A 23,305-nucleotide genomic window follows, 5' to 3' on the forward strand; every position below is an offset into this window, starting at 1 on the left:
ATAAGAAGATTAAATAATAAAAAAGTGGGTGTACTATGCATACAGTTTGGAAAGGTAGTATTAGTTTTGGTCTAGTAAATATTCCTATTAAACTTCACACAGCAACAGAAAGTAAAGATATTAAATTAAGACAGCTTCATAAAGAGTGCAATACACCAATTAGTTATAAAAAAGTATGCGAAGGTTGTCAAAAAGAAGTGAATGAAGAAGATATAGTTAAGGCCTATGAGTATTCAAAAAATAAATTTGTGGTATTAGACGCAGAGGAGTTAGAAAACTTACGCAAAGAAAATGAGGACAAAGCTGTAGAAATTATTGATTTTGTTAAATTAGAAGAGATTGATCCTATTTACTTTGAAAAGACTTACTTTTTGTCACCCGATACAACAGGCACAAAAGCATATGCATTATTGCGTAAAACTCTAGAGGACTCAGGAAAAATCGGTGTAGCAAAAATTGTTATTCGTTCTAAAGAACAATTAGCTGTGGTTCGTGTTTATAAGGATGCCTTGGTAATGGAGACCATTCATTATCCGGATGAAGTTAGAAGTGTTAGTGATGTTCCTAATATACCGAGTGTAGATGTAGTCGTACAAAAAGAACTTGATACAGCTCTAATGTTAGTAGAACAGCTAACAACAGTCTTTGAGCCAACAAAATACACCGATGAATATAGAACAGCATTAATGGAACTGATAGAAGATAAAAAAGCTAGTAGTACAGTTACTGCAACCGATAAGAAACCATTACCTGATAATGTGACCGACCTTATGTCTGCTCTTCAAGCTTCGCTGGAGAAAACTAAGAAACCAGCCACAAGAAAGCGTACAACCAAAACTAAGAAAAACGCTTAGAAGTATTACAATAAAAACAAAAAAGCCCATCAATACTGCATTTATCAGTAATGATGGGTTTTAATTTATTTAGTAGTACGCTCAATATAAATGAGTGCATACTCTAATAATTGACTTGTTGTGTACTTATCAACTTCTGCATGCGGTGATGTAAATACTCCATCTACTACCGCTTTTCGGATTAGAAATAATAACGCTAGCTTATGCTGCGTTATTTTAGAAATTTGTTGTTTGATTAATTATCGAGTTACTACGCATAAGGGAACGGTTATTCAACAAAAAAGCTAACAAATTGTTTACTTGTTAAACTACTCCCCCCCATTGTAACTCCCAACCCCGAAAATGTTCTTTCGCCCTACCATCTCTTCCTTTTTTGAATAGGATAACGAGGAAGGAGGTGATTTTCATGGGATACGGAGGATACCAAGGTAGTAATAATTACTATGGAGACTGCGGTTATGGCAAAGGTGGCGGATATGGTTCAACATTCGTTCTTATCGTTGTCCTATTCATTCTTCTAATTATTGTTGGCGCAACTTTCGCTTATTAAAATCCAAAAAAATTTGTTGCAAACCGTGATAGATAGGCATTTAAATATTATTGCTTGATTTTTGGTTTAGGGTCACTTCCCCCTTGAGTGGCCCATTTTACATTTACTTTCATTAAAAGAATTTAAGGGATTGTTCTACTAGAGTGTGGTTTTATCCCAGACATACAGTTATTTTTTTAATGGACAAACTAAACAATAAGGAACGCCTTCTTCTTTTTTAGTCAATTGATAGTAGCGACAGCATGTTGTACGAACTTTTTCTTCGTTTGGGTGAACAATATATGCAGCAAAAGGATTGTTTTGATTTTGAAACCAATTGGGTTGTTTTTCTTGAAGTGCTTCCACTTGTAGTTGAATGTCGTCTTCAGCATAATGCCCTACACTTCTTTTCAAAACTCTATTTAATCGAACCGCTACATTTTCCCACAAAATTTTACTCGGTATTTTAAATTCTTGCGCTAAAAATTGACAAATTGGATGTAAATGATCCAGAAACAATACTTTTCGCCAATCTTCTTCCAATTGAATATTACTTTTTTGTACATTTATCGTAAAGGTGTTTATATCAAAATTTGCATCCTTTAACCAATTGTGCGTTCCCTTTTGAAACCCATAATAATCAAGGGCTGCTGCAGCTGTTATCACTGCATATCGTTTGAAAAATAAAGATGCACTAATTGCCATAGAATTCGTTTCTAAATACTCGGCATATTGTTTGACGATTTCTGTTAGTGTATCGTGATCTACTAATTTTTCAAGCGGGATTCCCTTTTGTCCCATATTTACGCCATACATCGTTAAATTCATGTAATAATGCGCCCCTTCCCTTTCGGTATACATAAAGGTGTACCGAAGAAAGGATCCTTTGTAATAAGGGCTTCCATACTAAAAATTTGTTGGACAACTTCCTCTGTTAAAATTTCTTCAGGTGGACCTTCAATCGCAACCGTCCTATTATGAACTGCCACTAAATGATCAGCATAGCGACAAGCTAAATTTAAGTCATGTAGTACCATGACAATCGTACGCTTTTCGATACGATTTAAATCGAATAAAAAATCGAGCAATTCAATTTGATGGGTCATATCTAAATAGGTTGTCGGTTCGTCTAGTAAAATGATGGGGGTTGATTGCGCTAATGTCATCGCAATCCACGCACGTTGACGTTGCCCTCCAGATAATGCTTCAACAGGTAAATCCTTCATCTCTATTAAATGAGTAGCAGCAAGTGCCTTCTCAACATGATCCTCATCCTCTTTTGACCATTGCTGGTACCACTTTTGATGTGGAAAACGTCCTTGCTTAACTAACTGATAGACCGTCATCCCTTCCGGTGCAATCGGTCCTTGAGGTAATATGGCTAATTCTTTAGCGATTTCCTTTGATGAAGTCGTTTGTAATGACTTCTCATGTAAAATAATTTCACCATCAGCAGGTTTTAATAAACGGGCTAATGAGCGTAATAATGTTGACTTTCCACTTCCATTTGCTCCTACTAACACGGTAATTTTTTCAGACGGAATCGCAAAATCAAGATTTTCAATAACCGGTTTATCTCCATAGTTTAATGTTAAGTTTTTCGTCTGTAATCCGTTCATCTTATCTCATCTCCTAGCGATTTCTGTTTGAAAATAATAAGTATATAAAGAATGGTGCTCCAATTGCTGCTGTAAATACCCCCGTTGGAATATCAAGCGGTAAAAATGCTGTACGCGCAATTAAATCCGCCACTAACACTAACGTAGCACCAATACATGCTGTTAGTGGAACTAGCCCTACAAATGAGCGTCCTACAAACTTACGTGCAATATGTGGCGCCATTAATCCAACAAATTCAATGCCTCCAGCATGAGCTGCTGCGGTTCCAGCTAAAATGACACTACATAATAGGAATAATAATCGTTGTACTTGGACATTGATTCCAACACTTGTCGCTAGATCATCCCCTAATTCGGAAACATTTAATGTCCTACCTAGAACGAGCAAGATTGGTAAAGGGATTAGCATCCAATAAAACATGGAAGTCACATCACTCCATTTAGTAGCGTATAAACTTCCTGTTAGCCAAATATATGCTTTTGATGTGATGTAGGTATCACTATAAACTAACATAAACGTTACGCCAGCTTTTAAAATTGCTGATATTCCAATACCAATTAATACAAGTCGAATTGGTGTTACCCCTTTATTCCATGACAGCAAATAAATGATAATGGCAGTAATAAAGCCACCAACAATTGCGGCAAATGGTAAATAACTCATGCTAAAGACACCCGTACCTAGACTAATGAAAAGTACCGCACCAAAGGACGCACCACTTGTAATCCCGATTATATCAGGCGATGCAAGAGGATTGCGAATAATACTTTGTAAGATCAAGCCCGAAACCCCTAATGCAGCACCTACTAATAATGCCAATAATGCGCGTGGTAAGCGTAATGTCTCTACAACAAACGCATATTCATCGGTATAACCAAAAATCTGGCTAAGAACATTAAGCGGAGAAATCCAACTACTTCCCGCACTCAAATTTAAAATAAATAAACTAAAAACTAAGAGTCCACTAATTGCAACTGCCACTACCCAGCGTCGATTAATTTGTAACGAAATACGTTCTTTAAACAGCCGTATTGTCCAATATTTCATTGTTTCGCCACTCCTTTTTTCGCTAAATAAATAAAGAATGGACCACCAATGAACGCAGTCATCACACCAATTGGAACTTCCATTGGGCTAATAATAAATCTAGCTGCAACATCCGCAGCAATCAACAAAGCAGAACCGATGAGCGCACTATAAGGAATAATCCATCGATAATCTATACCGACTAAAGCTTTGGCCATATGTGGTACTATTAATCCTATAAACCCTACAGAGCCCACTACTGCAACAGAACCACCTGCAAGAATAATTATGATTAAACCTATTAATAGCTTAATCAACACCACGTTTTGACCTAAACTTTTCGCAATGTCCTCTCCAGCACTAAAGACATTGACTGATTTACCAAGAAAAAGGCAAATAATAAGCGCAAGAATTAACAAAGGCAATACCGAAAATAACATATCTAAATCTCTACCTGCAATCGAACCAGCTAACCAAAATAGAACCGTTTGCATCGATTGTTCATCAATTACAAGCATGCCTTGAGTAAATGACATAAACAATGCAGATAGTGCTGTACCCGCTATAATTACTTTTAATGGTGTCACACCATCTCGACCAAAATTACTTAATAAAAAAACACTAAAACCTGATATTGCTGCACCTAAAAAAGCAAACCACATATAGCCTACTAAGGAATGAATGTTAAGCCATGTGATAGCAAAAACGATAAAGAATATTGCCCCTGCGTTAATACCAAGTAAGTCAGGCGATGCTAATGGGTTTCTCGTTAATGCTTGAATAAGCACTCCCGCAATTGCTAGTGACATACCAATACATAATGCAATAACGGCACGTGATAACCTACTTGTTGCTACAACTAAATGTTCGGTATTCGAAGGGTCATAATTTGTGAGAACTTCCAATGCGAGCTTGAAAGAAATCGTTGTTTGACCCATTGCTAAACTACAAAAAAATAAGCTGATTACAAGTAGCACTAACAATATAAAGCCAAAAGATTTTGAGAATCGTGATTTTAACATTTTGCTCCCTCTTCAATAAATGAAAAAAGGGAATGCACAAGATTCCCTCTTTCCTAAATCAATTTTTTGGTTATTTTTCAAGTTTAAAATGCGTATATAAATCGTCTAGCATTAAGTTTGCAGATTTTAAACCACCTGCAAAGTTCCATGTAATTTCATTAACTGTGTAAACTTGATTATTTTTCACTGCATCTAAATTTTGATAAAGCGGATGTGCTGTCCATTCAGCATGCGTTTTTTTAACCGCCTCATTATCCTCCATGAATTGGAATATAACATCTGCATTCATTTGTGGAATTGCTTCCTTATCACTTAATTTAACAATCTCTAAATTATCACCTTGTAGATCTTTAGGACCGTTAAAACCTAACTCTGATAAAATTGAACCCGCGAATCCTGTTACATAAATACGTGCATGATCTTCACGATAGTTTAATACAGAAACACTGAACGGATAATTTTCATTTGATGCAATTTTTTCTTTAAAGTCGGCTACACGGCTCTCCCATGCTGCAATTAATTCATTTGCTTTTTCTTCCTCACCTAATGCCTGTCCAAGTAATGAAGTTGTTTCATGAATATCGTATAAAGTTGTATTGACAACTGTTGGTGCAATTTGTGAAAGCTGTTCATAGATTTCCTCATGACGAACCTGAGTTGCAATAATTAAATCTGGCTCTAATGCTGCAATTTCTTCTAAATTCGGCTGTGTTTCTAAACCTACATAAGTGACATCTTTTAAATCTTCTTTAAGGTAATCGTACATTGGTTGTTGCGCCCAAGACTCAACCACTCCAACCGGCTTTACACCAAACTCTAAAATTGTATCAGTAGCACCTTGATATAAAGTAACAACGCGCTTAGGTTTTCCTTTAATTTCTGTCGTACCTAAAACATGATTTATTGTAATAGTCTCATCGCTTGAAGATTCTGAATTAGAATTTTCATTTGCAGATGATTCCTTTACTTCTTCTTTGTTACCACAAGCTGCTAATACTGCTACTAAAGCGATTAACATAACCATAAAGCTAAAAACTTTTTTCATTTCCACATCTCCTAATTGATAATGATTTTCAAAATCATTATATTATTGAAAATGATAAATTACAATATTTTTTTTGAAAAATTTATCATTTTAGAAATCTATTGCTTAAAAACCCTTATCATTCAAGGTTTTCAAAGTAATTAAATTAGCTAATTTCCTCTTCAGGGTTTGAACCCCTACTTATAGTAGTAAGGGACTTCAGCTGAATCAAGTTAAATTTTACCTTTTATCTTTTTGCTAATAAAATTGTCTTACTTATCCCTTACACTGTTAAATTATTCCATGATACAATTAAGAGAAATTTAAATTAGGGGTGATTTTTCATGATAAAAATAACTGCAGATAGTACGTGCGACTTATCTCCAGAACTACTTGCCAAATATGATATTTCATTAGCACCACTACATGTGCTAATCAATGAAGAGGATTATTTAGATGGTGTCAATATTACACCAAAAGACATTTTTCATTATGTAAGTGTTGAGAATAAATCATGCTCGACTGCTGCCATCAATACATACGAGTACGAGCAGTTTTTCAAACCCTATACAAATCAATTTGAGGCAATCATTCACATTAGTTTAGGTAGCGAGTTTTCTTCTTGCTATCAAAATGCTTGTCTAGCCGCCCAAAACTTTGAAAATATTATCGTCATTAATTCACAAAATTTATCGACGGGTAGCGGCCTACTCGTTTTGGAAGCAGCTGAACTTGCCGCGCAAGGTTACACAGCGAAGGAAATCGAAGCGCGAATTTTAGCGCTAGTACCTGAAATTGAAGCGAGCTTTGTCATTGATAAAATGGATTACTTAAAGCGTGGTGGACGTTGCTCAAGCCTTGAGGCATTTGGTGCAACATTACTAAAAATTAAACCATCAATTGAGGTTACTCACGGTAAAATGGAAGTTGGTAAAAAATATCGCGGTCAATTTGCAAGTTGTCTCGAAAAATACGTAAAAGATCGTCTTGTAAATCGTACAGACATTGATTTATCACGCATTTTCATCACACATCCTGATTGCCCTGATGAACTCGTTGAGCAAGTAAAAACAATGATACAACGTCAAATGCAATTTGATGAAATTCTAGTAACAAATGCTGGTTGTACCGTTTCTACACATTGTGGTCCAAGTACATTAGGAATATTATTTAAACGCACAATTAAATAATTTTAATGAGTGAGCTTGAATTAGCAGCAACCATCCAATAAATACGAAAACGAACGTGCTTCATTGGGCACGTCCGTTTTTTTTTCACTCTATATCGCAATGCATTGCAGCCTTAGCTTCATACCATGGAACACTATAGCCCTTCCCCTTCGCACAAAAGATACTGGAAGATGTATAAGTAGGGTCTGCGTCCTTATTATAAGCAATTTGCTCAATGATCCCTTCTGCATTATGGCAAACATCGTACCCATCAAATTGCAGTGTCAATGCCCCTTTACCGTTTGTAAATGTCGCAAATTGCGTACTGTAATCCATGAATGTCGCGACTGGTGCGCGACCATAAATTGTTACACTTTGCTCGGTTAATATAGGCGCGTCAAATGTACCGCTCGCTTGCTGAATATCACTCATCATACGACCAATATGCTCGTTGCTCGCCTTCATTTTAAAACGGTAATATGGCTCTAATAGGATGTTGTCAACTTGTTCGACCCCTTGTCTTAGCCCACGTAATGTTGCCTCACGAAAATCCCCGCCAGCTGTATGCTTATTGTGTGCTCTCCCTGTAAGAAGTGTTACATGAATATCGGTTATTGGAAAGCCCGTTAATAACCCATGATGATCACGCTCGAATAGATGCTGCTCTATTAAACGTTGATGTCCTACAGTTAGATCATCAGAATGACAAGCATTTGAAAACGTAATCCCCTTTCCACGTGGATTTGGTTCTAGCTTTATATGCACCTCCGCATAATGCTTTAAAGGCTCAAAATGACCATAACCAATTGCAGAATCTTTAATTGTTTCTTTATATAAAATTTGTGGCTTACCGAATGTCACATCAATTGAAAAACGTTCTTTTAATACTTCAATTAATACCTCAAGTTGAATAACACCCATCACATGAACCAATATTTCTTGAAACTGCTCATTCCACACAACGCGAAGGCTCGGTTCCTCTGCCTCTAGCTCACGGAAAATACGTGTTAATTCCTTTACGTGTAATGGTCCATCATAATTTACCTTTGCCTGCAAGGTTGGCACCATATCAAAGGCTGCTTTTTCATGTTCATTTCCTAAAACATCACCTATAACCGGCGTAGATAATCCTTTCACTGCAAAAATATCACCTGCTCCAACTTGCTGTACGGATGTATAGTTAGAGCCATTGTAAAGACGGATTTCAGTTATTTTTTCAGTTGAGTCACCAATCGTAAGTTCATCGCGTACCCTTAAAATGCCTGCAGTTGATTTCATAAATGTTAGACGCTGCTGCTGATCGTGGCGAATTTTAAATACCGTCGCTTCAAAGGTGTCGTTGTTATCAAAATGTATCGTTGTCAGCTTATCTACAACATTAAAAAATTCGAATATACCTTCATCCTTTAATGCTGAACCCGACATACAAACAATCGCTCTCCTCTGTTGTACGAGTTCACGTAAAACCGATAAACTTTGCTCATCATTTAATTCGTCGTTAAAAAATAATTCCATTAACGCTTCATCACGCTCTGCTAGCCACTCTATTACTGTAGAATCAATACCTTCTGTAAACAGTATCGCATCGGGTGAAAGTTCCTGGTGAATCGACTGCATGACTTTTTCAACATCCGCCCCTTCACGATCGACTTTGTTAATAAATATAAAGGTTGGGACCGCATGCTGCTCAAGTAACTGCCACACAGTTTCTGTATGTCCCTCAATGCCATCAACCGCGCTTACAATGATAATTGCCGCATCCATCACATGAATCGATCGCTCCATTTCTGGTGCAAAATCGACGTGACCGGGTGTATCGATTAAATTATATGTATGTCCTTTAAATTGAAATCGCCCCTGCTCAGCAAAGATGGTAATGCCGCGCGCTCGTTCAATCGCATGATTATCTAAATGGGCATCCTGATGATCGACTCGCCCACGTTTTTTGATTGCCTGTGTATGATAAAGTAATTGCTCACAAAATGTTGTTTTTCCAGCATCTACATGTGCTAGCACGCCTATTGTTTTATACAAAAAAATCACCGCTTTCGTTGCCATTTCAAGTCAGTATAGCATAATTTCAAACAACGAAAAAAGAGCGCCTACAATGTGACGCTCGACTCGTTAAAAGTAAAATCATTAAATTTAGCAGGAGTAAATTAAAGCCTTCAAAAATTAAAAATCTTTATTATCATAGATATTATGAGAAATAAAGTAAGAAATCGTAAAAACAACGAGCGCAATAACTGGAATAATATAGGTAACATTTTGCCAATCTATGTTACTTGGAATAGTAACACCTAAGTTAGATAATAGTAGTAACGCGATTATCGGAATTGAGCTAATGGCCAGTAGCATTATTCGGCTTTTCTCTACCCCGAATTTATAAATTAGGGGTAGCATAACTGCTAGTAAAATTAAACCAACAGAAGCGACCATACTGTTTGAGGCAAATAACCCAATAACTTCTACAGAGCTTTCTTTAATAAAAGTAACCGTGATTGTTATGATAAGTGATATTACTAAGCCAATTACAATAAATAATAATGCAACAACGTATTTACTTTGAACCATTTGCTTCCGTGTAACAGGTAATGTGTGACCAAAAACATCCCATTTTGCTTGCTGATCATAAGTAAATGAAGATATAGGAATCATCGCAAATAAAATAATGAGCATCCCAGCCACAAAACTAACGTCATCCATTGTAAAACTCAAAATACTATAAAATACAACAAATACGATGATTGTTTTTAAATAGCTTTGTAAATTTAATAAGTCTTTCAATACTAAACTCATCATTTCTTGTCACCTCTTACATAATACAGCATAATATCGTCAATCGTTGGTGCATCAATAACTAGCTCTGGATACATATGCTGTACTGCCTGTTTGTTATTTACTAATGCCTGCACTGCAAATTGCCCCTTTTCATACCCAATGATATGTGTTAAATCCAATGAATTAAATTGCTGCTCGCTACATTTTACGACACCGTAATTGTAAATTAAATCATCCTTCATATCGTTTAAAATCACTTCACCGTTATGGATAAACGTAATATAGTCCGCAATTTTTTCTAAGTCGGCTGTAATATGCGAGGACAATAAAATGGCACGCTCCTCATCAATTATAAAATCTTGGAATATATTTAAAATTTCATTGCGAACAACTGGGTCTAGCCCACTTGTTGGTTCATCTAAAATAAGCAACTTTGCATCATACGACAGTGCAATTGCAATAGACAACTTCATACGCATACCTTTAGAAAATTCTTTCAGTTTTTTTGTTGCGGGTACATTGAATTGCCGTAAATAACTGTTAAATGTTGCATCATTCCACTTTTTATACAAACCTTTCAACACTTTCACCATTTGCCTTGGTGAAAGCTCTTCATGAAAGGAGCTCCCTTCCATCACGATCGCGATTTGCTGCATCACCTCTTTATTCGTTGTGTGAAATGGTCGACCAAATAACTTAATTTCCCCACCATCTTTCTGAATTGCACCAATAATTGCTTTAATAGTCGTCGTTTTACCTGCGCCATTTTCACCAATTAGTCCCACAATACTTCCTTTTGGGATTGTTAAATTTACTTTATTTAATGAAAATGAATTGTAGTGCTTGGATAAATTTTTCACTTCCAAAATTGCGTCCATTAGTCTTCTCCTTTATAAATTAATATCAACATCTCACTTAATTCTTCGAACGAAATATCACTCATTTTGGCGATTTCCACTGACTTTTGTAATAGTTGTTCTATGTTTTTTAGCTGTTCTTCACGAATAAAATCCATATTGCGTGAAGCAACAAAGCTTCCTTTTCCTTGAACGACTTCGATAAAACCATCACGTTCAAGATCTGCATATGCTCTTTTTGTCGTAATCACACTTACCTTTAACTCTTTAGCTATGACACGAATCGAAGGTAAAAGTTCACCTTCCTGCAGCTGACCGTTCATAATTTGCGCTTTTATTTGCAAGGAAATTTGCTCATAAATTGGTTTATCACTCGCATTACTAATAATAATATTCATAACACACCTCATGTTTATAGTGTATATACTGTGTATACACACTATAATTTACAAACAGTATATTGTCAATAAAAAAAGATATGCGTTGAACACAATTGTTCAACGCATATCTTAACTATTAAACTAAGCTGCCCCTTTAGTTCAATTAGAAAAAAGAGCTGCATATGCAACTCAATGATCTTCAAGTAAAGCCCTCGTTAGTTGAAGAAGAAAAGAATCACTTATTCAACAATCGCGCCCGATTGTGGAATAACATATGCATTTGAGTAGCTCTGCAACACCTTTCAAACATTAATGTTATTGTATTGTTGATTTTATAGAACATTTATAAACAGTATCTCCAAAAGATTGAATGTCGCTTAGATAATCGTATCCTTCAGATGAACCATAACGGTTGAGCATTCTTACTGCTACTACGTTTTCCTCTGGAATGACGAGCAGAGCTACATTGGTGTAGCCGAGTAATTGATAAGAACCTTTTGGGACTGTATCGCCTATCTGGTTAAAACTATGGTTTGTGTCTTTTACAAACCATAAAAATCCGTTCTTCTGAATAGGAAGTGTTGGGTTAGGAGTTTGAATGGATGTAGCCATTTGAATGATTTCTCTAGGAATAATCTGTTTTCCTTCCCATTTCCCTTCTGTTAAATGAATGTAACCCAATAAAGCAAGCTCTTTTGCAGACACATACATATTCATTCCAGAACCATCTACTACATCCGTCTCAGTCCAAAAAGGGTTATCTGCATCTCTAATAGCGTCTGCAATTTTTGAATGAGGCTTACTCATCCTAATCCATTCTGTCGATTGAAAGCCTAGTGGTTCAATAACTTGCGATTTAATAATTTCAGCAACAGACAGTCCCGTTGTTTTTTGGATAATCATTGTCAACAGATCAATACTTGGACCTCTATATGCCCATGATTCACCAGGTTTATATTCACTTACTAGTTTATTAACATCAATAATTTTTAGCCCATGTGTGTGAGTTAATAAGTGACGAATGGTTACCTCTTCATACGCGGACAGATGTGAATCTTCTACAAACTGTTTAACTGGGGCATCAATAGAAAAGTAGCCATTGTATATAGCGTAAGCCGCAGCAAAACCGATATAAGCCTTTCTTACAGAGGCAATGTGGAATTGAGTGTCTACTTGAACATCTCGAGCGTGCTTTGCATTAGACTGTTTACCAAAATACGACTCTGTTACGATTTTGTCGTTACGGATAATAAAAATGGCACCACCACTAGCACCTAACTTTTCAGCACTTTCCATTACATGAGTACGTACATCTTCAAATAAGTTTGTGTAATCATTCTCGTTCTTTAAAATCAATTTTTTCACCCTCCTTAGAAAATAAAAAATGCCCCCAATATGATTGGAGGCACTGTGCAACATTACTGTTTTTAACCATTAAGGACACCAACACAAGTTATCTCACTTATGTCACCTGTATAACTATTATAATTGTATTTTAATTTAATAATTTTAGCAATAATCAGTTTTTTATCACAAACATCATTTATACCTTAATTTATTCAGTTAACCAGCCCTGTTTGTTTAAGTTAAATCCTTCACTCTCACTTGCATTACATAAATTATTTATTTACTCCACAATATGGCCCTTAAACGCAAATAGAGCCTTTCCTTATTCAAGGAAAGCGCCCTTTAATGGAATAACTATAAAATCACTTTGTCTTCTTCTCTATTTAAAATACTTACCCATAAATATATGGAGACACATACGACTGCGGCAAAACCGATAATTATTGGATTGATTGTTCACCTTTCTTCGGTAAAAATACCATTGCGAAAGCAGCTGAATATACAATTAGCCGGAAAAATTTTTCAACTAGCTGGCTATTCGTCGTGCGTACCGTAACAGTGCGCTATTTTTATATTTCGGGCTTATGGACGACTTGCTCTAGACACCGCTTAAAAAACTTATACTTTCTTTTCCACTAAGAAAGGCTATGGCACGTCATTTGAATTTGTACCACAACCTTTTACTATTTACTTAGTAGGGATTTTCACAATCGCTATTGTCTCTTTTTCGTTTATTGTATCAAGTGTAATCGTTCCATTGTATTTATTAATTGTTTCTTTAACAATAAACAAACCTTGTCCTCTAACTCTTCCTTTCTCTACTTTTTTCGTTGAGTAGCCTTGTTTAAAAATTTGATTTATGTCAGGTAGCTTTCGCCCAGCGTTCGTAATCGAGAACGTATAATATAACTCGTCTGCTTTACAGCTAACTGTAATATTACGTTGTTCCTCTGGCAACTCCATTGTCGCTTCTATCGCATTATCAATTATGTTCGATAATATATTGATTAAATCAATCGTTTTTATGTTATCAAATGGATTATCATCAACGGTTATCTGTATATCAATTTGTTGATTTTGACATGTTAATTTTTTTGTTTGCAGTAATATCGCTAATCCCGGGTGATCAAGATTCAATTTAATGGATTCAATTGCCTGTATGTCTTTAGACAAAGAATCGACATACTTTGTCGCTTGATCTACTTCACCTAAATGCAGAAATCCATGTAAAACTTGGATATGATTAATATAATCGTGCCTTAATAATAACAATAATAACAAAAAGTCCACTGAGTACTAATAGAACAATATTACTATTAATAACTGTTTCTTTAATCCCGTCAAGTGTATCCGTACTAATATCAATGCTAAGGTAGCTAATGATTTCCCCTTCTCCATTCATAATAGGAGTCCCAACCGTTATATAATGATGACCATATTTCGTATCTTCTAGAATCTCTGTTACAAATTGCTTTCCTTCCTCATACGCTAATTTCACTTGGGCTTCCGGTACTGTACAAGCTTCACCTATTAGAAAATCATTTGGATTATCCTTGTTTTCAGGATAACCTACAATTAAAACTTTCGATGTAGTAGGATTGTCTATTTCCATAGTATAGACGTATAATACACCTAGTTTTTCTCGGGCATCATTCAAATAATGTCGTATTGTCCAATAATCTTCATCACGATTCCGTTCTTTTAAAAATCGCTCATACGTTTCCAGATCAATCGCCTTTGCAATGGATTTGGCAGCTTCAAGATTTTGGTTAGCAATCGCCTCTTCCACTGTATCTTCAATCTTTGTATAGGAAGTATACATACTTATTCCAATAAAGAATGTGACTAATACGATAGATAACACTATAATTAGCTTTAATTTAAAACTTTTCATATCAAAACAATACTTCCTTCCTATAAAATAAATATTTTGCCGCAAATTAAACAATTAAATTATTTTCCCAAAAATGAAATAGCCCATCCCACCGACTGATGAAATAAGAGCTATTTCATTTAATTTCTTTATTCTTTGTACCAATGAAAAACACTTTAATACCATTTATTCGATATAAAGGAACAAAAAACAGTATAAATGTTCTAAATCCTTTTGTCCAAAAAAACTTTTATATTACCAAATAATGTAATTATTTATTTTTTCCACAAAGTTAATCCAATTTTTTTAGAATACTGCTAATTAATCTATTTAATTTGATAATAGATAAAGTCAAGGAAAAATCCCCTGGCTTTCACTTATTTATATCCTCAAACATGGTTGGTAACCTTTCATAAATAAAAATCTACAACAATAGCGCACGATTGTTGATTCCAATTACCTCACCAATATAAAGAAAATGTTATTTAGCTATAAATCGTTCTACTTTGACAATCTGATCCATTGTAATTTTTGGAGTAACACCTTGCATCCACTCATCATCAAAATTGCCTGCCCATTCTTTAGGACGGCTCGCAAGCCAATACAGATATTTCACCGCAAATAGCAGAGGAATATTTAAATCTGGTTTTTATTACAGCCATATCAATCCCCATTGCTGCTAAGTTAGAAGCATGTGTATGTCTTAGTGAATGTGGCGTTATTATCTTACGTTGTAGCCCAGAATGTTTATTAGTATTTCAAAAAAGGTAGTATATCTTATTAAAAGACATACCACCTTTTTATTTACACATTATTCATTCAATTCACAATTTACACATATAATCCCATCCAAAACCCTTATTAATCAAGCTATTAATGTAAGATTTTACAGTATTAGATTTATCCATCAAAATCAAATCAATTGTCTCTTAATAAACGCCTAAGATTAGACATTCTTTTTCAACAAATCCTTATAAATAACAAGGAATATCAGTATATCTTAGAATTGACAGTTCATTACCTATCAGAAATGATAATCATCTTCACAAATAATCATCTCTTTCGGATCATATGGCTCAATATGCACGAGTGTCATGGCATGCGGATTAAGTTGTTGCACCGCTTTTTCAATTTGCTCGGTAATAGTGTGCGAATCGCGAACATTTAAATTCGGGTTCACACAAACGGTAATATCCACTAAAATCAAACTTCCGTGCTGACGTCCGCGCACCTCTACTACTTCTCGAACGCGCGGAATTGTTGTTACACGTTCTTCGATTGATGAAATAAGCTCAGTATCAAAGCCATCTGTTAATGAAAATACCGCTTCTTTGAAAATTTCAATGGCCGTTTTAATAATGATTAAACCAATAACAAATGCTGTAATGGTATCAATTATTGCGAAGCCTAAAATTGCTGCCGTAATCCCGATTGCTGTTCCGATACTTACAAGGGCATCTGAACGATTATCATAGGCAGCCGCTTTAACCGCGCTACTATTAATTTTTTTCGCTAATGCGAAATTGTATTTATATACCGCAAACATCACAATCGCACTAAAAATCGCAATGACAATTGTTAATACGCTTGGCTCCTGATGAATCGGATGCACAATATTTTCAACAGCCGTCTTTAATACTTCAATTCCTACATAAACCATGATGAATGACGCAATTAGTGAAGCAATCGTTTCCGCACGAAAATGTCCATAACGATGATCGTCATCAGGTGGGCGCTGCGAAATTTTCAATCCTATTAATACCGCAATCGAAGCGATAATATCCGTCGTATTGTTTAAACCATCTGCTTTTAATGCTTCCGAATCGCCTAGATAGCCGACAATTAATTTAAGTAAGCTTAAAAAAATATAGGCGATAATCGAGATGTACGCGCCTTTTTCACCAGCACGTAAATTTGTATACTGCTCCAAAATGTTTCCTCCTTGAAAAACTTCTGTAAACACGAAAGAGGCTACCCCTTCTCAAAAAATTTTGAAAAGGAGTAACCTCTTTTACATGTAGTTTTTATTAGTATACCAAAAAATTGCGCGAAAAACGACTAAATCTTATTGGTATTGTTTATTGCTTGACGCATGCGCGCCATATTAGCAATTGTACCGCCATCTACTAGCAAGTCTGTCCCCGTTACATAAGACGCTGCATCACTCAGCAAAAACCCCACCACTTTTGCGATTTCGTCTGTATCGACCTCACGACGTAAGCGAGTGATTTATCAAGCATTGCCGATTCGCAGTTTATTATGTTAGAAAAATACAGATCTAGCTAAAAACTAGCGCTATGCACATTTAACGCATAACGCTAGTTTTTAACTCTGAACTTTATAAATTTCTAGTAATTCCCCTTGTTTATTCAACAATACTGCGTTTAACTGCCCGCTCATATAGCAACCACCATCAATGGCAATATAGCACTTGTCATCACTAAGCCATACATCATTAGATTCATGGATGTACGTTAAGGGTGTATGACCAAACACATTGATATACGGTGTTTTATTTGTTATTTCATAATGCTTACGAATCCAAATAAAATCACGCTCTGTTGTTTCTTCAAGTGTTGCAAACTCAGAATTAAAGCCAGCATGTGTGAAAAGTACATTGCCAATAATTTTATATACGGGAGCTAATTTCAAAAACGCTAGCTGTGATTTGTAATGCTCCTTTATTTCATTGGCTTGTAAGATATATGGTTGTTCCATTATGTAGGCAGGTAAAAGAACAAGTAAATTTTGCATCGTTTCTTTACCACCATTCTTATAATAATGCTCCTGCATTTCCATTGGATTGTTTAAAAAATTCAGCAGCATATCTTCATGGTTGCCTTTAACAAAAACCACATTATCACCGTATGATTGCTTAAGTTCAATTACTTTTTCAATTACCTGTAAGGATTGCGGCCCACGATCGATTAAATCCCCTAAAATCACTAGTACATCTTCTTGATTCCAATACGTTAATAGTTCTTCAAATTGCTTGTAATGTCCGTGAATATCACTTACTACGAATAGGTTGCTCATATTGTTTCATCTGCCGTTTCTGTAAATTATTAATGCCATTTTTTCTATAATAACACTATAAATAATGCAAAGTAGCTAACTATGAAAAGTTAATTCATTAAAATCCCATTGCCAAACAAAGAACAAACGTTCTATAATATATATGGATAAATTTTCAAAAGGAGCCTACTATGCGACCATTATTAAACAAAGATATACAAATACATGATTTTCTTAATTATTATTGGCTAAAAGAGGAGCTACAGCAATTTTGCCGAGAACACGGACTTAGTGCAACCGGTTCTAAGGCGGATATCACAAACCGAATTAAACTATTTTTAGATACGAGTGAAGTTGTAAAGCCAGAACGTAGCCAATCTTCAAAACAAAGCGTTGGAAAAAACAATTTAACATTGGAAACACTAATCAAAAAAGGACATACATGTAGCCAGCCTGTACGTCACTTTTTTAAACAGCATATTCCTAACTTTCATTTTTCCACATATATTCAAAACTATTTTAAAGAGAATATCGGTAAAACATATCAAGACGTCATTAATGCTTGGCACAAAGAACAGCATCGCCTTAAAGATCCTACTTATACGAAGAAAATCGCTCCTCAATTTGAATATAATCAATTTATTCGTGATTATTTTGCTGATCCAGCGAACAAAGCTAAAACAAGAAACGATGCTATCGCTGCTTGGAATGTAATCAAATCACAACCGGGAGACAACAAATACAAATTAAGATAAAGTATCTCAATTCTAAAAATGACTATATGAGAATACTGAATAACTCAAAAAGCGCTATTAATCAAGCCCTTACTTCTATTGAGATTTTTTACAATACTATTGAAAAGATAGGCGGATTTGGCTATGAATATTATAGACTTATAAAAGAATATGGACATTAGTAGCATGCTTAAATAATAAAACACGATGTGAATACACCTGTATCGAGTCTTATTTTTTGTTTAATTTCGGGATGTATTTTAAATTTGACGCGCTTCTTTTTATGTCTGTGGAAATAGTCCCCTTTAAAATGACTTCTATTATGACTACATCAGTATTCGCCACTTCAACTACGTCAACTATTTACTTGCAAAATTCGATGTACTTTCCGATCAAATACTGGGTTCTAAAGAGACTCTTCTAATTGAATTCACCTATCTCACATAATTATTATTGACATGGATAATTTAATCAAAGTAAAATACTCAATGTAAAGTATTTTTTGAGAAGGTGAATTTTTTGACTCAACTCCTTGTTTTAGGAGCATTAAATATGCAGCCAATGTCTGGTTATGACATACAAAACATGCTGCAAGAGAACGAAGCAGAAAGATGGTCGGGAGTACTAGTAGGTTCTATTTATCACGCTTTAAAAAAACTTGAGCAGAATAATTTTATAGAAATAGATCGAATTGAACATAGTGGTAATCGCCAAAAGTCTATCTATAAAATTACTGAGCTAGGAAAAGAACATTTAAAAGACTTAGTATACAATTCAATTATCTCTTCAGATGTCCCTTATCCCCTATCCTTTTACGCAGGTTTATCATTTATTGAGCAATTAGACGTTGAGAGAGCAATTGAAGCATTAAGACATCAATTAACAATGCTTGAACGTGAACTTGTTATAGTCGAAAGTGGAATATCAATAAAAGAAAAACATTTATCAACTGGGCTTTCACCATTAATGTCTATTGTATCAAATAATATGGTGAATATTATAAAACAACAAATTAACTTCGTGAAAGATTTATTAAAGAATTATAATTGCAATTAGTTTTGTTCCTCTATTAGGAGGAACAAAAAAATACATCAATACTCAATGTTGAGTATTGATTATAAGGAGCGATCAATTATGAAGATAGATCATTTAGTAATGAATGTAACTCCTCATTACCAGCAAGAAAGTAGTGAAGTTCAAAATATAAGAAAAGCTGGTCTCCCTTATAATGTAAAGAAAGGTAAGGGAACAAAAGGATTTAGGGCAACTAACATTTGGATTGGGCAAGAGTATTTTGAATTGATAACAATAAATAGTAATGACGGGGGCGGTTGGAAAAAAGAATGGGTCCATGCTTATAATACCGGACAACGAGGGCTAATTTGCCTAATGCTAGATGTAAATAACTTAGATGAGGTTGTTCAACGTTTACAAACACAAGAAATTTCAATTTCCGATCCTGAAAAAATAAAAATTGAATTTTTCTTTAAATTGTTTTCTAAAACAATGCCTTGGCAAAATAGTTATTTGAATTTTTTTGAAAATGTCCCCCTTCAAATTGGATTTCAACAACTAGATAGTAAAAAAATCCGAAAAGGGTTTGAAAAATATATGGTCCCTAATTCTAGTGAGAATAATATATCTGGTATCACACAAATCCATATTTTCGGTAACTTTACACTTTCTGATTTTAAAATGCTATGCACCGTTTTTGAAGAAACTATACTTACTGAAAATCAATTAACGGTACTTCTTGAAAACTGCCAAAAACTTATTTTTGAAACAAGTAAAGATTATTCAGTGCAAGTAACATTAAAAAGTGAAAATAATTTCTTTAATGTGGGGACATGTATAATCGAAAACACATCAATCAATTGTAAATAACACTTTATATACACCCTGGTATCCATCCCTTCTGTTAGGTTAGACATTGTACTAAGCAAAGGTGATAGGATAAAGTAAAATAAATCGAGTTCAAGACGAATGAAACTAAAAAGTGGACGTTTTTACAGTTATTGAAACGTTCACCACAAAAAGACTGCCTATTAATAGGGCAGTCTTCTTAAAAATTTTTGAAAAGAATGAAGTTAATTAGCCACTCATTTCGATAAACGGAATGACACGTGCGAGTTACATTATTGCTTCCACTAATATACCTATATGCATTTTTAAATCTCTATTCATCTCACCCCGGTTCAATTAAATTTTTGAAAATAAATAAATAAATAAATAAATAAATAAATAAACATATGACAGTTCATTTAATTAAAATTTAAATTCCACCTCTTCTACTCGACCACTTTCCATATCTTTTATGGCAATTTTATTTGCCGCAACTTCATTTTCTCCTAGTACAATAACTTTCCCAACATTTTCGCGATTGGCCTTATCCATTGCCTTCGATAATTTTTTCCCTGATAGCTCTACTTCAACACGTTGGCCAGTTTTTCTTAAAGCTTTTGCAAGGTACAAAGCTTGTTTTAATGTGTTCATTGGAATAATGTAGACATCAAATTCGCGTGGTTTTTGTTCTATTTTGTTTACTAATTCAAACGCAGTATAAATAACATCTAAGCCAAATGAAATGCCCACTGTAGCAAATGACGCATCCGTTCCAATCAGTCCACCAATAGCATTATCATAACGTCCACCACTGCCGATGCTTGATTTAATGGCACCATTTGTTAAGAAAATTTCGTAAATCGTTCCTGTATAAATTTCTAAGCCTCGCGCTAAAAACGGATTGAATAAGCATGAACTTTCAATTTGCAGTGCTTGTAAATAATCCATTAGTTCACGAATTTCTGTTACCCCTTGTGCAATAAAATCATTTTGGAAACTGTAATTTTCAAAATATGAAAGCGATGGATTAGCATCTAAAAAAGACTCAATATTATTTAGTGTTGCAGGTGTAAGTGCTAATTCAGCCAACTCTTTAACTAGAGTAATTCGGTCAATTTTCTCCTTTTTATCTAATATTAAAATGACACGATTCATCGCAGTTTCAGACACTTCAAACAATTGCAGTAAGCCTAACAAAAGCTTGCGGTTATTATATTGGATTTGAACCGACACTTGTAACTTTTCAAATGCATCGACTGCCATCATCATGAGCTCTGCTTCAGCTGCTTGTGACGCTACACCAACTATGTCTACATCACATTGCGTAAATTCTCGGAAACGCCCTGCTTTAATTGGTCCATCTCGGAAAACTTTACCGATTTCATAGCGCTTAAATGGCATTGCCAAATTTGGGTTCATCGCAACTACTTTGGCAAATGGAATGGTTAAATCATAGCGCAAAGCTAAGTCACGTTCGCCGCGATCCGTTAGTGTGTACATTTCCTGTAAAATTTCTGAACCACCCGCATATTTTGATGCCATTAGCTCCGTATAGTTAAGCATCGGTGTTTCTAATGGTTTACAGCCATATAAGATAAATGTATCTTCTAATGTCCCGCGAATTTTTCGGCGTACAACCTCCTGCTCAGGTAAAAAATCTTGAGTTCCTCTTACATTTTGATAATCCATTTTCTTCATATTCGTTCGCTCCCTTCGATTTTTGGCAAATAAAAAAATCGTATCTATATAAAGCTCCAAGTGGCTTTATGTATACGATTTCACGACGAAAAGTCTTCCTATTCGATATTAAAAAATTTAATAAAGATAGCAAGACTTTTATTTATGATGATGATTAGTAGTAAATAATTGCGACAAGTTCAATTGCATACAACCTTCTCCTTTCGATTAACTACAGACTATACAGTAAAAAAAATATAGACGCAACTGAAATTACAAAAAATTCACAATTTATCGAAACATTATTAATCATTTATCCGTATAATTATTATCGACTAAGGGGGCGACGATTATGTTACTTGGGTTTTATAGTGGACTCATCGTATTTGTACTACTGTTTTTTATAGTGCTATTTGTTTGGATTAAAACCTTTAAATTAAAGAAGCAAAATAAGATGCCTATTATAATGCTTGGTGTGCTAATGGTATTTACACTTGTTGTTGCTAGTATTTATACCACGGACTTTTTTTATTTAAAAACAGAGCAAACGAAGTCAACTGCCGGTGCTTGTACGCTCGAGTTTGTTAGTGGTGGCGGTAATAGCTTAGATACAACAGAAGTGATAATCGATAACAAAAAATATTCTATTAAATCTGAGCACTTCAAAGATATTGCAGATGGAAATTATTTTTGTGAAATCACCTATTTACCGGTAACAAAAATTGTGACAGAAATTTCGATTAAAAACTAAGCCATGCGTAGTAATCATTGAACTGCTACGCATGGCTATATTTATAATTTCCCAATATAAGCGACACTTTTATTTGGGACTTCAAGTACCCCATTTACGACAAATCGATTATATAAATTTGTTAACTCTTGCAGGTAATCCTCAAATAGATCGTCCCCTTGCTTCAACGAATAAGATGCGGATAAACTGCGTGCAATAAAGTCATCCTTTGAATAATATAGGTGATTTGAAAAGCTTTTAACAAAGAAATCACCATCAAAAAATGCTGAAATTTGCTCGTCGTTTTGTTTAATGCCTCCACTAAATCCCGTAAAGTTCCTACAATACTTTTGAAAAATTCGATATGTCTCTTGATTAACTGGTGACGCTTCATCACGCATATTCCAAATTAATAAAACTAGACCATTTGGTTTTAGAATACGCGTACATTCTTGTTTAAATCTTTCAATATCAAACCAATGAAATGCTTGTGCAACAGTAATAGCGTCTACTGAATGATCCGCTAACGATGTAGCTTCATCTGTTCCATTCAGTATTATCACGGTGTCAAAATACCGAAATCGTTCAGTTAATACAGCGCGCATGTCGTTGTTTGGTTCAATCGCAAACACCGTATTGCCCTTTTGCAAAATTAGCTCTGTGAATTTACCAGTACCTGCCCCGATATCCGCAACTATAGAATGTGGTGTTAAATAACCATTTTTATATAAATCATCTATTAATTCAGGTGCATACGAGGGACGACCTTGATTATAATGTTGTGCTTTTCCTGAAAATTTATCTATATTCTTTATAGTTATTACC

Annotated in this window: 24 protein-coding genes and 1 pseudogene; 7 read left to right on the top strand and 18 right to left on the bottom strand. The window is 34.8% G+C overall.

Annotated elements, in window-relative coordinates; genetic code table 11:
- Window positions 1-35 precede the first annotated feature (35 nt).
- Complete coding sequence (gene ku / locus O7776_RS11415; RefSeq protein ID WP_274307191.1) at window positions 36-854, top strand: non-homologous end joining protein Ku; 819 nt, start codon at window positions 36-38, stop codon at window positions 852-854.
- 406 nt (window positions 855-1,260) lie between these two features.
- A complete protein-coding gene (locus tag O7776_RS11420; protein WP_274307192.1) occupies window positions 1,261-1,404 on the top strand; it encodes a YjcZ family sporulation protein in 144 nt (47 codons plus the stop codon).
- A 168-nt stretch (window positions 1,405-1,572) separates the two neighbouring features.
- On the opposite strand, the gene O7776_RS11425 is transcribed toward O7776_RS11420, so the two are convergent.
- The 5 genes from O7776_RS11425 to O7776_RS11445 all read right to left on the bottom strand — a co-directional run bounded on the left by O7776_RS11425 (window position 1,573) and on the right by O7776_RS11445 (window position 6,096).
- A complete protein-coding gene (locus tag O7776_RS11425) occupies window positions 1,573-2,211 on the bottom strand; it encodes an IucA/IucC family C-terminal-domain containing protein (RefSeq protein ID WP_274307193.1) in 639 nt (212 codons plus the stop codon).
- Complete coding sequence (locus tag O7776_RS11430; RefSeq protein ID WP_274307194.1) at window positions 2,208-3,002, bottom strand: ABC transporter ATP-binding protein; 795 nt, start codon at window positions 3,000-3,002, stop codon at window positions 2,208-2,210. Before O7776_RS11430 ends, O7776_RS11425 begins: the two co-directional genes overlap by 4 nt.
- Before the next feature lie 13 nt (window positions 3,003-3,015).
- Entirely contained in the window at window positions 3,016-4,050 is a 1,035-nt protein-coding gene (locus tag O7776_RS11435; protein WP_274307195.1) for a FecCD family ABC transporter permease, read from the bottom strand.
- On the bottom strand, window positions 4,047-5,051 hold the full coding sequence (locus O7776_RS11440) for a FecCD family ABC transporter permease (protein WP_274307196.1): 1,005 nt from the start codon (window positions 5,049-5,051) through the stop codon (window positions 4,047-4,049). The genes O7776_RS11435 and O7776_RS11440 overlap by 4 nt, the downstream gene beginning before the upstream one ends.
- A gap of 70 nt (window positions 5,052-5,121) precedes the next feature.
- Window positions 5,122-6,096, bottom strand: coding sequence for an ABC transporter substrate-binding protein (locus tag O7776_RS11445; RefSeq protein ID WP_274307197.1), 975 nt, complete (start codon window positions 6,094-6,096; stop codon window positions 5,122-5,124).
- 323 nt (window positions 6,097-6,419) lie between these two features.
- Here O7776_RS11445 and O7776_RS11450 point away from each other — a divergent pair, with 323 nt between their 5' ends.
- Window positions 6,420-7,265: a DegV family protein gene (locus tag O7776_RS11450; RefSeq protein WP_274307198.1), complete on the top strand. Its 846-nt coding sequence runs from the start codon at window positions 6,420-6,422 to the stop codon at window positions 7,263-7,265.
- Window positions 7,266-7,349: 84 nt separating this feature from the next.
- On the opposite strand, the gene O7776_RS11455 is transcribed toward O7776_RS11450, so the two are convergent.
- The 11 genes and pseudogenes from O7776_RS11455 to O7776_RS11500 form a co-directional block, all read right to left on the bottom strand.
- The gene (locus O7776_RS11455; protein ID WP_274307199.1) at window positions 7,350-9,278 is read right to left on the bottom strand and encodes a GTP-binding protein; all 1,929 of its coding nucleotides are present in this window, start codon (window positions 9,276-9,278) and stop codon (window positions 7,350-7,352) included.
- A gap of 141 nt (window positions 9,279-9,419) precedes the next feature.
- Window positions 9,420-10,046 (bottom strand): ABC-2 transporter permease, encoded by a 627-nt coding sequence (locus O7776_RS11460; RefSeq protein ID WP_274307200.1) that lies wholly within the window; start codon window positions 10,044-10,046, stop codon window positions 9,420-9,422.
- The gene (locus O7776_RS11465) at window positions 10,043-10,903 is read right to left on the bottom strand and encodes an ABC transporter ATP-binding protein (RefSeq protein ID WP_274307201.1); all 861 of its coding nucleotides are present in this window, start codon (window positions 10,901-10,903) and stop codon (window positions 10,043-10,045) included. The genes O7776_RS11460 and O7776_RS11465 overlap by 4 nt, the downstream gene beginning before the upstream one ends.
- Window positions 10,903-11,280 carry a GntR family transcriptional regulator gene (locus O7776_RS11470; protein ID WP_274307202.1) on the bottom strand — a complete coding sequence of 126 codons (378 nt, stop codon included), beginning with the start codon at window positions 11,278-11,280 and terminating at the stop codon, window positions 10,903-10,905. The genes O7776_RS11465 and O7776_RS11470 overlap by 1 nt, the downstream gene beginning before the upstream one ends.
- A gap of 297 nt (window positions 11,281-11,577) precedes the next feature.
- On the bottom strand, window positions 11,578-12,618 hold the full coding sequence (locus tag O7776_RS11475; protein ID WP_274307203.1) for a serine hydrolase domain-containing protein: 1,041 nt from the start codon (window positions 12,616-12,618) through the stop codon (window positions 11,578-11,580).
- Between the two features lie 678 nt (window positions 12,619-13,296).
- A complete protein-coding gene (locus O7776_RS11480) occupies window positions 13,297-13,890 on the bottom strand; it encodes a sensor histidine kinase (protein WP_274307204.1) in 594 nt (197 codons plus the stop codon).
- Window positions 13,853-14,503 (bottom strand): hypothetical protein, encoded by a 651-nt coding sequence (locus tag O7776_RS11485; protein WP_274307205.1) that lies wholly within the window; start codon window positions 14,501-14,503, stop codon window positions 13,853-13,855. Before O7776_RS11485 ends, O7776_RS11480 begins: the two co-directional genes overlap by 38 nt.
- 560 nt (window positions 14,504-15,063) lie before the next feature.
- A pseudogene (locus O7776_RS20365) lies at window positions 15,064-15,222 on the bottom strand (hypothetical protein); the annotation flags it as partial.
- Window positions 15,223-15,506: 284 nt separating this feature from the next.
- Window positions 15,507-16,412, bottom strand: coding sequence for a cation diffusion facilitator family transporter (locus tag O7776_RS11490; protein ID WP_274307206.1), 906 nt, complete (start codon window positions 16,410-16,412; stop codon window positions 15,507-15,509).
- 128 nt (window positions 16,413-16,540) lie between these two features.
- Window positions 16,541-16,711, bottom strand: a complete 171-nt coding sequence (locus O7776_RS11495) for an SDR family oxidoreductase (RefSeq protein ID WP_420802180.1) — start codon at window positions 16,709-16,711, stop codon at window positions 16,541-16,543.
- A gap of 96 nt (window positions 16,712-16,807) precedes the next feature.
- Window positions 16,808-17,518 (bottom strand): metallophosphoesterase family protein, encoded by a 711-nt coding sequence (locus O7776_RS11500; protein ID WP_274307207.1) that lies wholly within the window; start codon window positions 17,516-17,518, stop codon window positions 16,808-16,810.
- Window positions 17,519-17,688: 170 nt separating this feature from the next.
- On the opposite strand from O7776_RS11500, the gene O7776_RS11505 reads away from it, so the two are divergent.
- The 3 genes from O7776_RS11505 to O7776_RS11515 all read left to right on the top strand — a co-directional run bounded on the left by O7776_RS11505 (window position 17,689) and on the right by O7776_RS11515 (window position 20,115).
- A complete protein-coding gene (locus tag O7776_RS11505; protein WP_274307208.1) occupies window positions 17,689-18,252 on the top strand; it encodes a DUF6434 domain-containing protein in 564 nt (187 codons plus the stop codon).
- 498 nt (window positions 18,253-18,750) lie between these two features.
- The gene (locus O7776_RS11510; protein ID WP_274307209.1) at window positions 18,751-19,287 is read left to right on the top strand and encodes a PadR family transcriptional regulator; all 537 of its coding nucleotides are present in this window, start codon (window positions 18,751-18,753) and stop codon (window positions 19,285-19,287) included.
- A gap of 78 nt (window positions 19,288-19,365) precedes the next feature.
- The gene (locus O7776_RS11515; RefSeq protein WP_274307210.1) at window positions 19,366-20,115 is read left to right on the top strand and encodes a transporter; all 750 of its coding nucleotides are present in this window, start codon (window positions 19,366-19,368) and stop codon (window positions 20,113-20,115) included.
- A gap of 381 nt (window positions 20,116-20,496) precedes the next feature.
- Here the strand turns inward: O7776_RS11515 and O7776_RS11520 are convergent, their stop codons facing one another.
- On the bottom strand, window positions 20,497-21,771 hold the full coding sequence (locus O7776_RS11520; RefSeq protein WP_274307211.1) for a histidine--tRNA ligase: 1,275 nt from the start codon (window positions 21,769-21,771) through the stop codon (window positions 20,497-20,499).
- Window positions 21,772-22,102: 331 nt separating this feature from the next.
- On the opposite strand from O7776_RS11520, the gene O7776_RS11525 reads away from it, so the two are divergent.
- Window positions 22,103-22,501 carry a cobalamin biosynthesis protein CobN gene (locus tag O7776_RS11525; protein WP_274307212.1) on the top strand — a complete coding sequence of 133 codons (399 nt, stop codon included), beginning with the start codon at window positions 22,103-22,105 and terminating at the stop codon, window positions 22,499-22,501.
- A gap of 41 nt (window positions 22,502-22,542) precedes the next feature.
- Here O7776_RS11525 and O7776_RS11530 read toward each other — a convergent pair whose 3' ends face one another.
- Window positions 22,543-23,301 carry a class I SAM-dependent methyltransferase gene (locus O7776_RS11530; RefSeq protein ID WP_337999474.1) on the bottom strand — a complete coding sequence of 253 codons (759 nt, stop codon included), beginning with the start codon at window positions 23,299-23,301 and terminating at the stop codon, window positions 22,543-22,545.
- Window positions 23,302-23,305: the final 4 nt, after the last annotated feature.

Origin of the sequence: Solibacillus daqui, from assembly GCF_028747805.1 — a bacterium.
Classification (GTDB): Bacteria; Bacillota; Bacilli; order Bacillales_A; family Planococcaceae; genus Solibacillus; species Solibacillus daqui.

What these genes read in the sequence shown, in the direction of transcription:
- O7776_RS11435 (WP_274307195.1), bottom strand. Translation starts at nt 4,050, where the DNA reads ATGAAATATTGGACAATACGGCTGTTTAAAGAACGTATTTCGTTACAA.
- O7776_RS11500 (WP_274307207.1), bottom strand. Translation starts at nt 17,518, where the DNA reads ATGAGCAACCTATTCGTAGTAAGTGATATTCACGGACATTACAAGCAA.
- O7776_RS11505 (WP_274307208.1), top strand. Translation starts at nt 17,689, where the DNA reads ATGCGACCATTATTAAACAAAGATATACAAATACATGATTTTCTTAAT.
- O7776_RS11445 (WP_274307197.1), bottom strand. Translation starts at nt 6,096, where the DNA reads ATGAAAAAAGTTTTTAGCTTTATGGTTATGTTAATCGCTTTAGTAGCA.
- O7776_RS11460 (WP_274307200.1), bottom strand. Translation starts at nt 10,046, where the DNA reads ATGATGAGTTTAGTATTGAAAGACTTATTAAATTTACAAAGCTATTTA.
- O7776_RS11470 (WP_274307202.1), bottom strand. Translation starts at nt 11,280, where the DNA reads ATGAATATTATTATTAGTAATGCGAGTGATAAACCAATTTATGAGCAA.
- O7776_RS11520 (WP_274307211.1), bottom strand. Translation starts at nt 21,771, where the DNA reads ATGAAGAAAATGGATTATCAAAATGTAAGAGGAACTCAAGATTTTTTA.
- O7776_RS11420 (WP_274307192.1), top strand. Translation starts at nt 1,261, where the DNA reads ATGGGATACGGAGGATACCAAGGTAGTAATAATTACTATGGAGACTGC.
- O7776_RS11450 (WP_274307198.1), top strand. Translation starts at nt 6,420, where the DNA reads ATGATAAAAATAACTGCAGATAGTACGTGCGACTTATCTCCAGAACTA.
- ku (WP_274307191.1), top strand. Translation starts at nt 36, where the DNA reads ATGCATACAGTTTGGAAAGGTAGTATTAGTTTTGGTCTAGTAAATATT.
- O7776_RS11525 (WP_274307212.1), top strand. Translation starts at nt 22,103, where the DNA reads ATGTTACTTGGGTTTTATAGTGGACTCATCGTATTTGTACTACTGTTT.
- O7776_RS11430 (WP_274307194.1), bottom strand. Translation starts at nt 3,002, where the DNA reads ATGAACGGATTACAGACGAAAAACTTAACATTAAACTATGGAGATAAA.
- O7776_RS11485 (WP_274307205.1), bottom strand. Translation starts at nt 14,503, where the DNA reads ATGAAAAGTTTTAAATTAAAGCTAATTATAGTGTTATCTATCGTATTA.
- O7776_RS11465 (WP_274307201.1), bottom strand. Translation starts at nt 10,903, where the DNA reads ATGGACGCAATTTTGGAAGTGAAAAATTTATCCAAGCACTACAATTCA.
- O7776_RS11515 (WP_274307210.1), top strand. Translation starts at nt 19,366, where the DNA reads ATGAAGATAGATCATTTAGTAATGAATGTAACTCCTCATTACCAGCAA.
- O7776_RS11440 (WP_274307196.1), bottom strand. Translation starts at nt 5,051, where the DNA reads ATGTTAAAATCACGATTCTCAAAATCTTTTGGCTTTATATTGTTAGTG.
- O7776_RS11425 (WP_274307193.1), bottom strand. Translation starts at nt 2,211, where the DNA reads ATGAATTTAACGATGTATGGCGTAAATATGGGACAAAAGGGAATCCCG.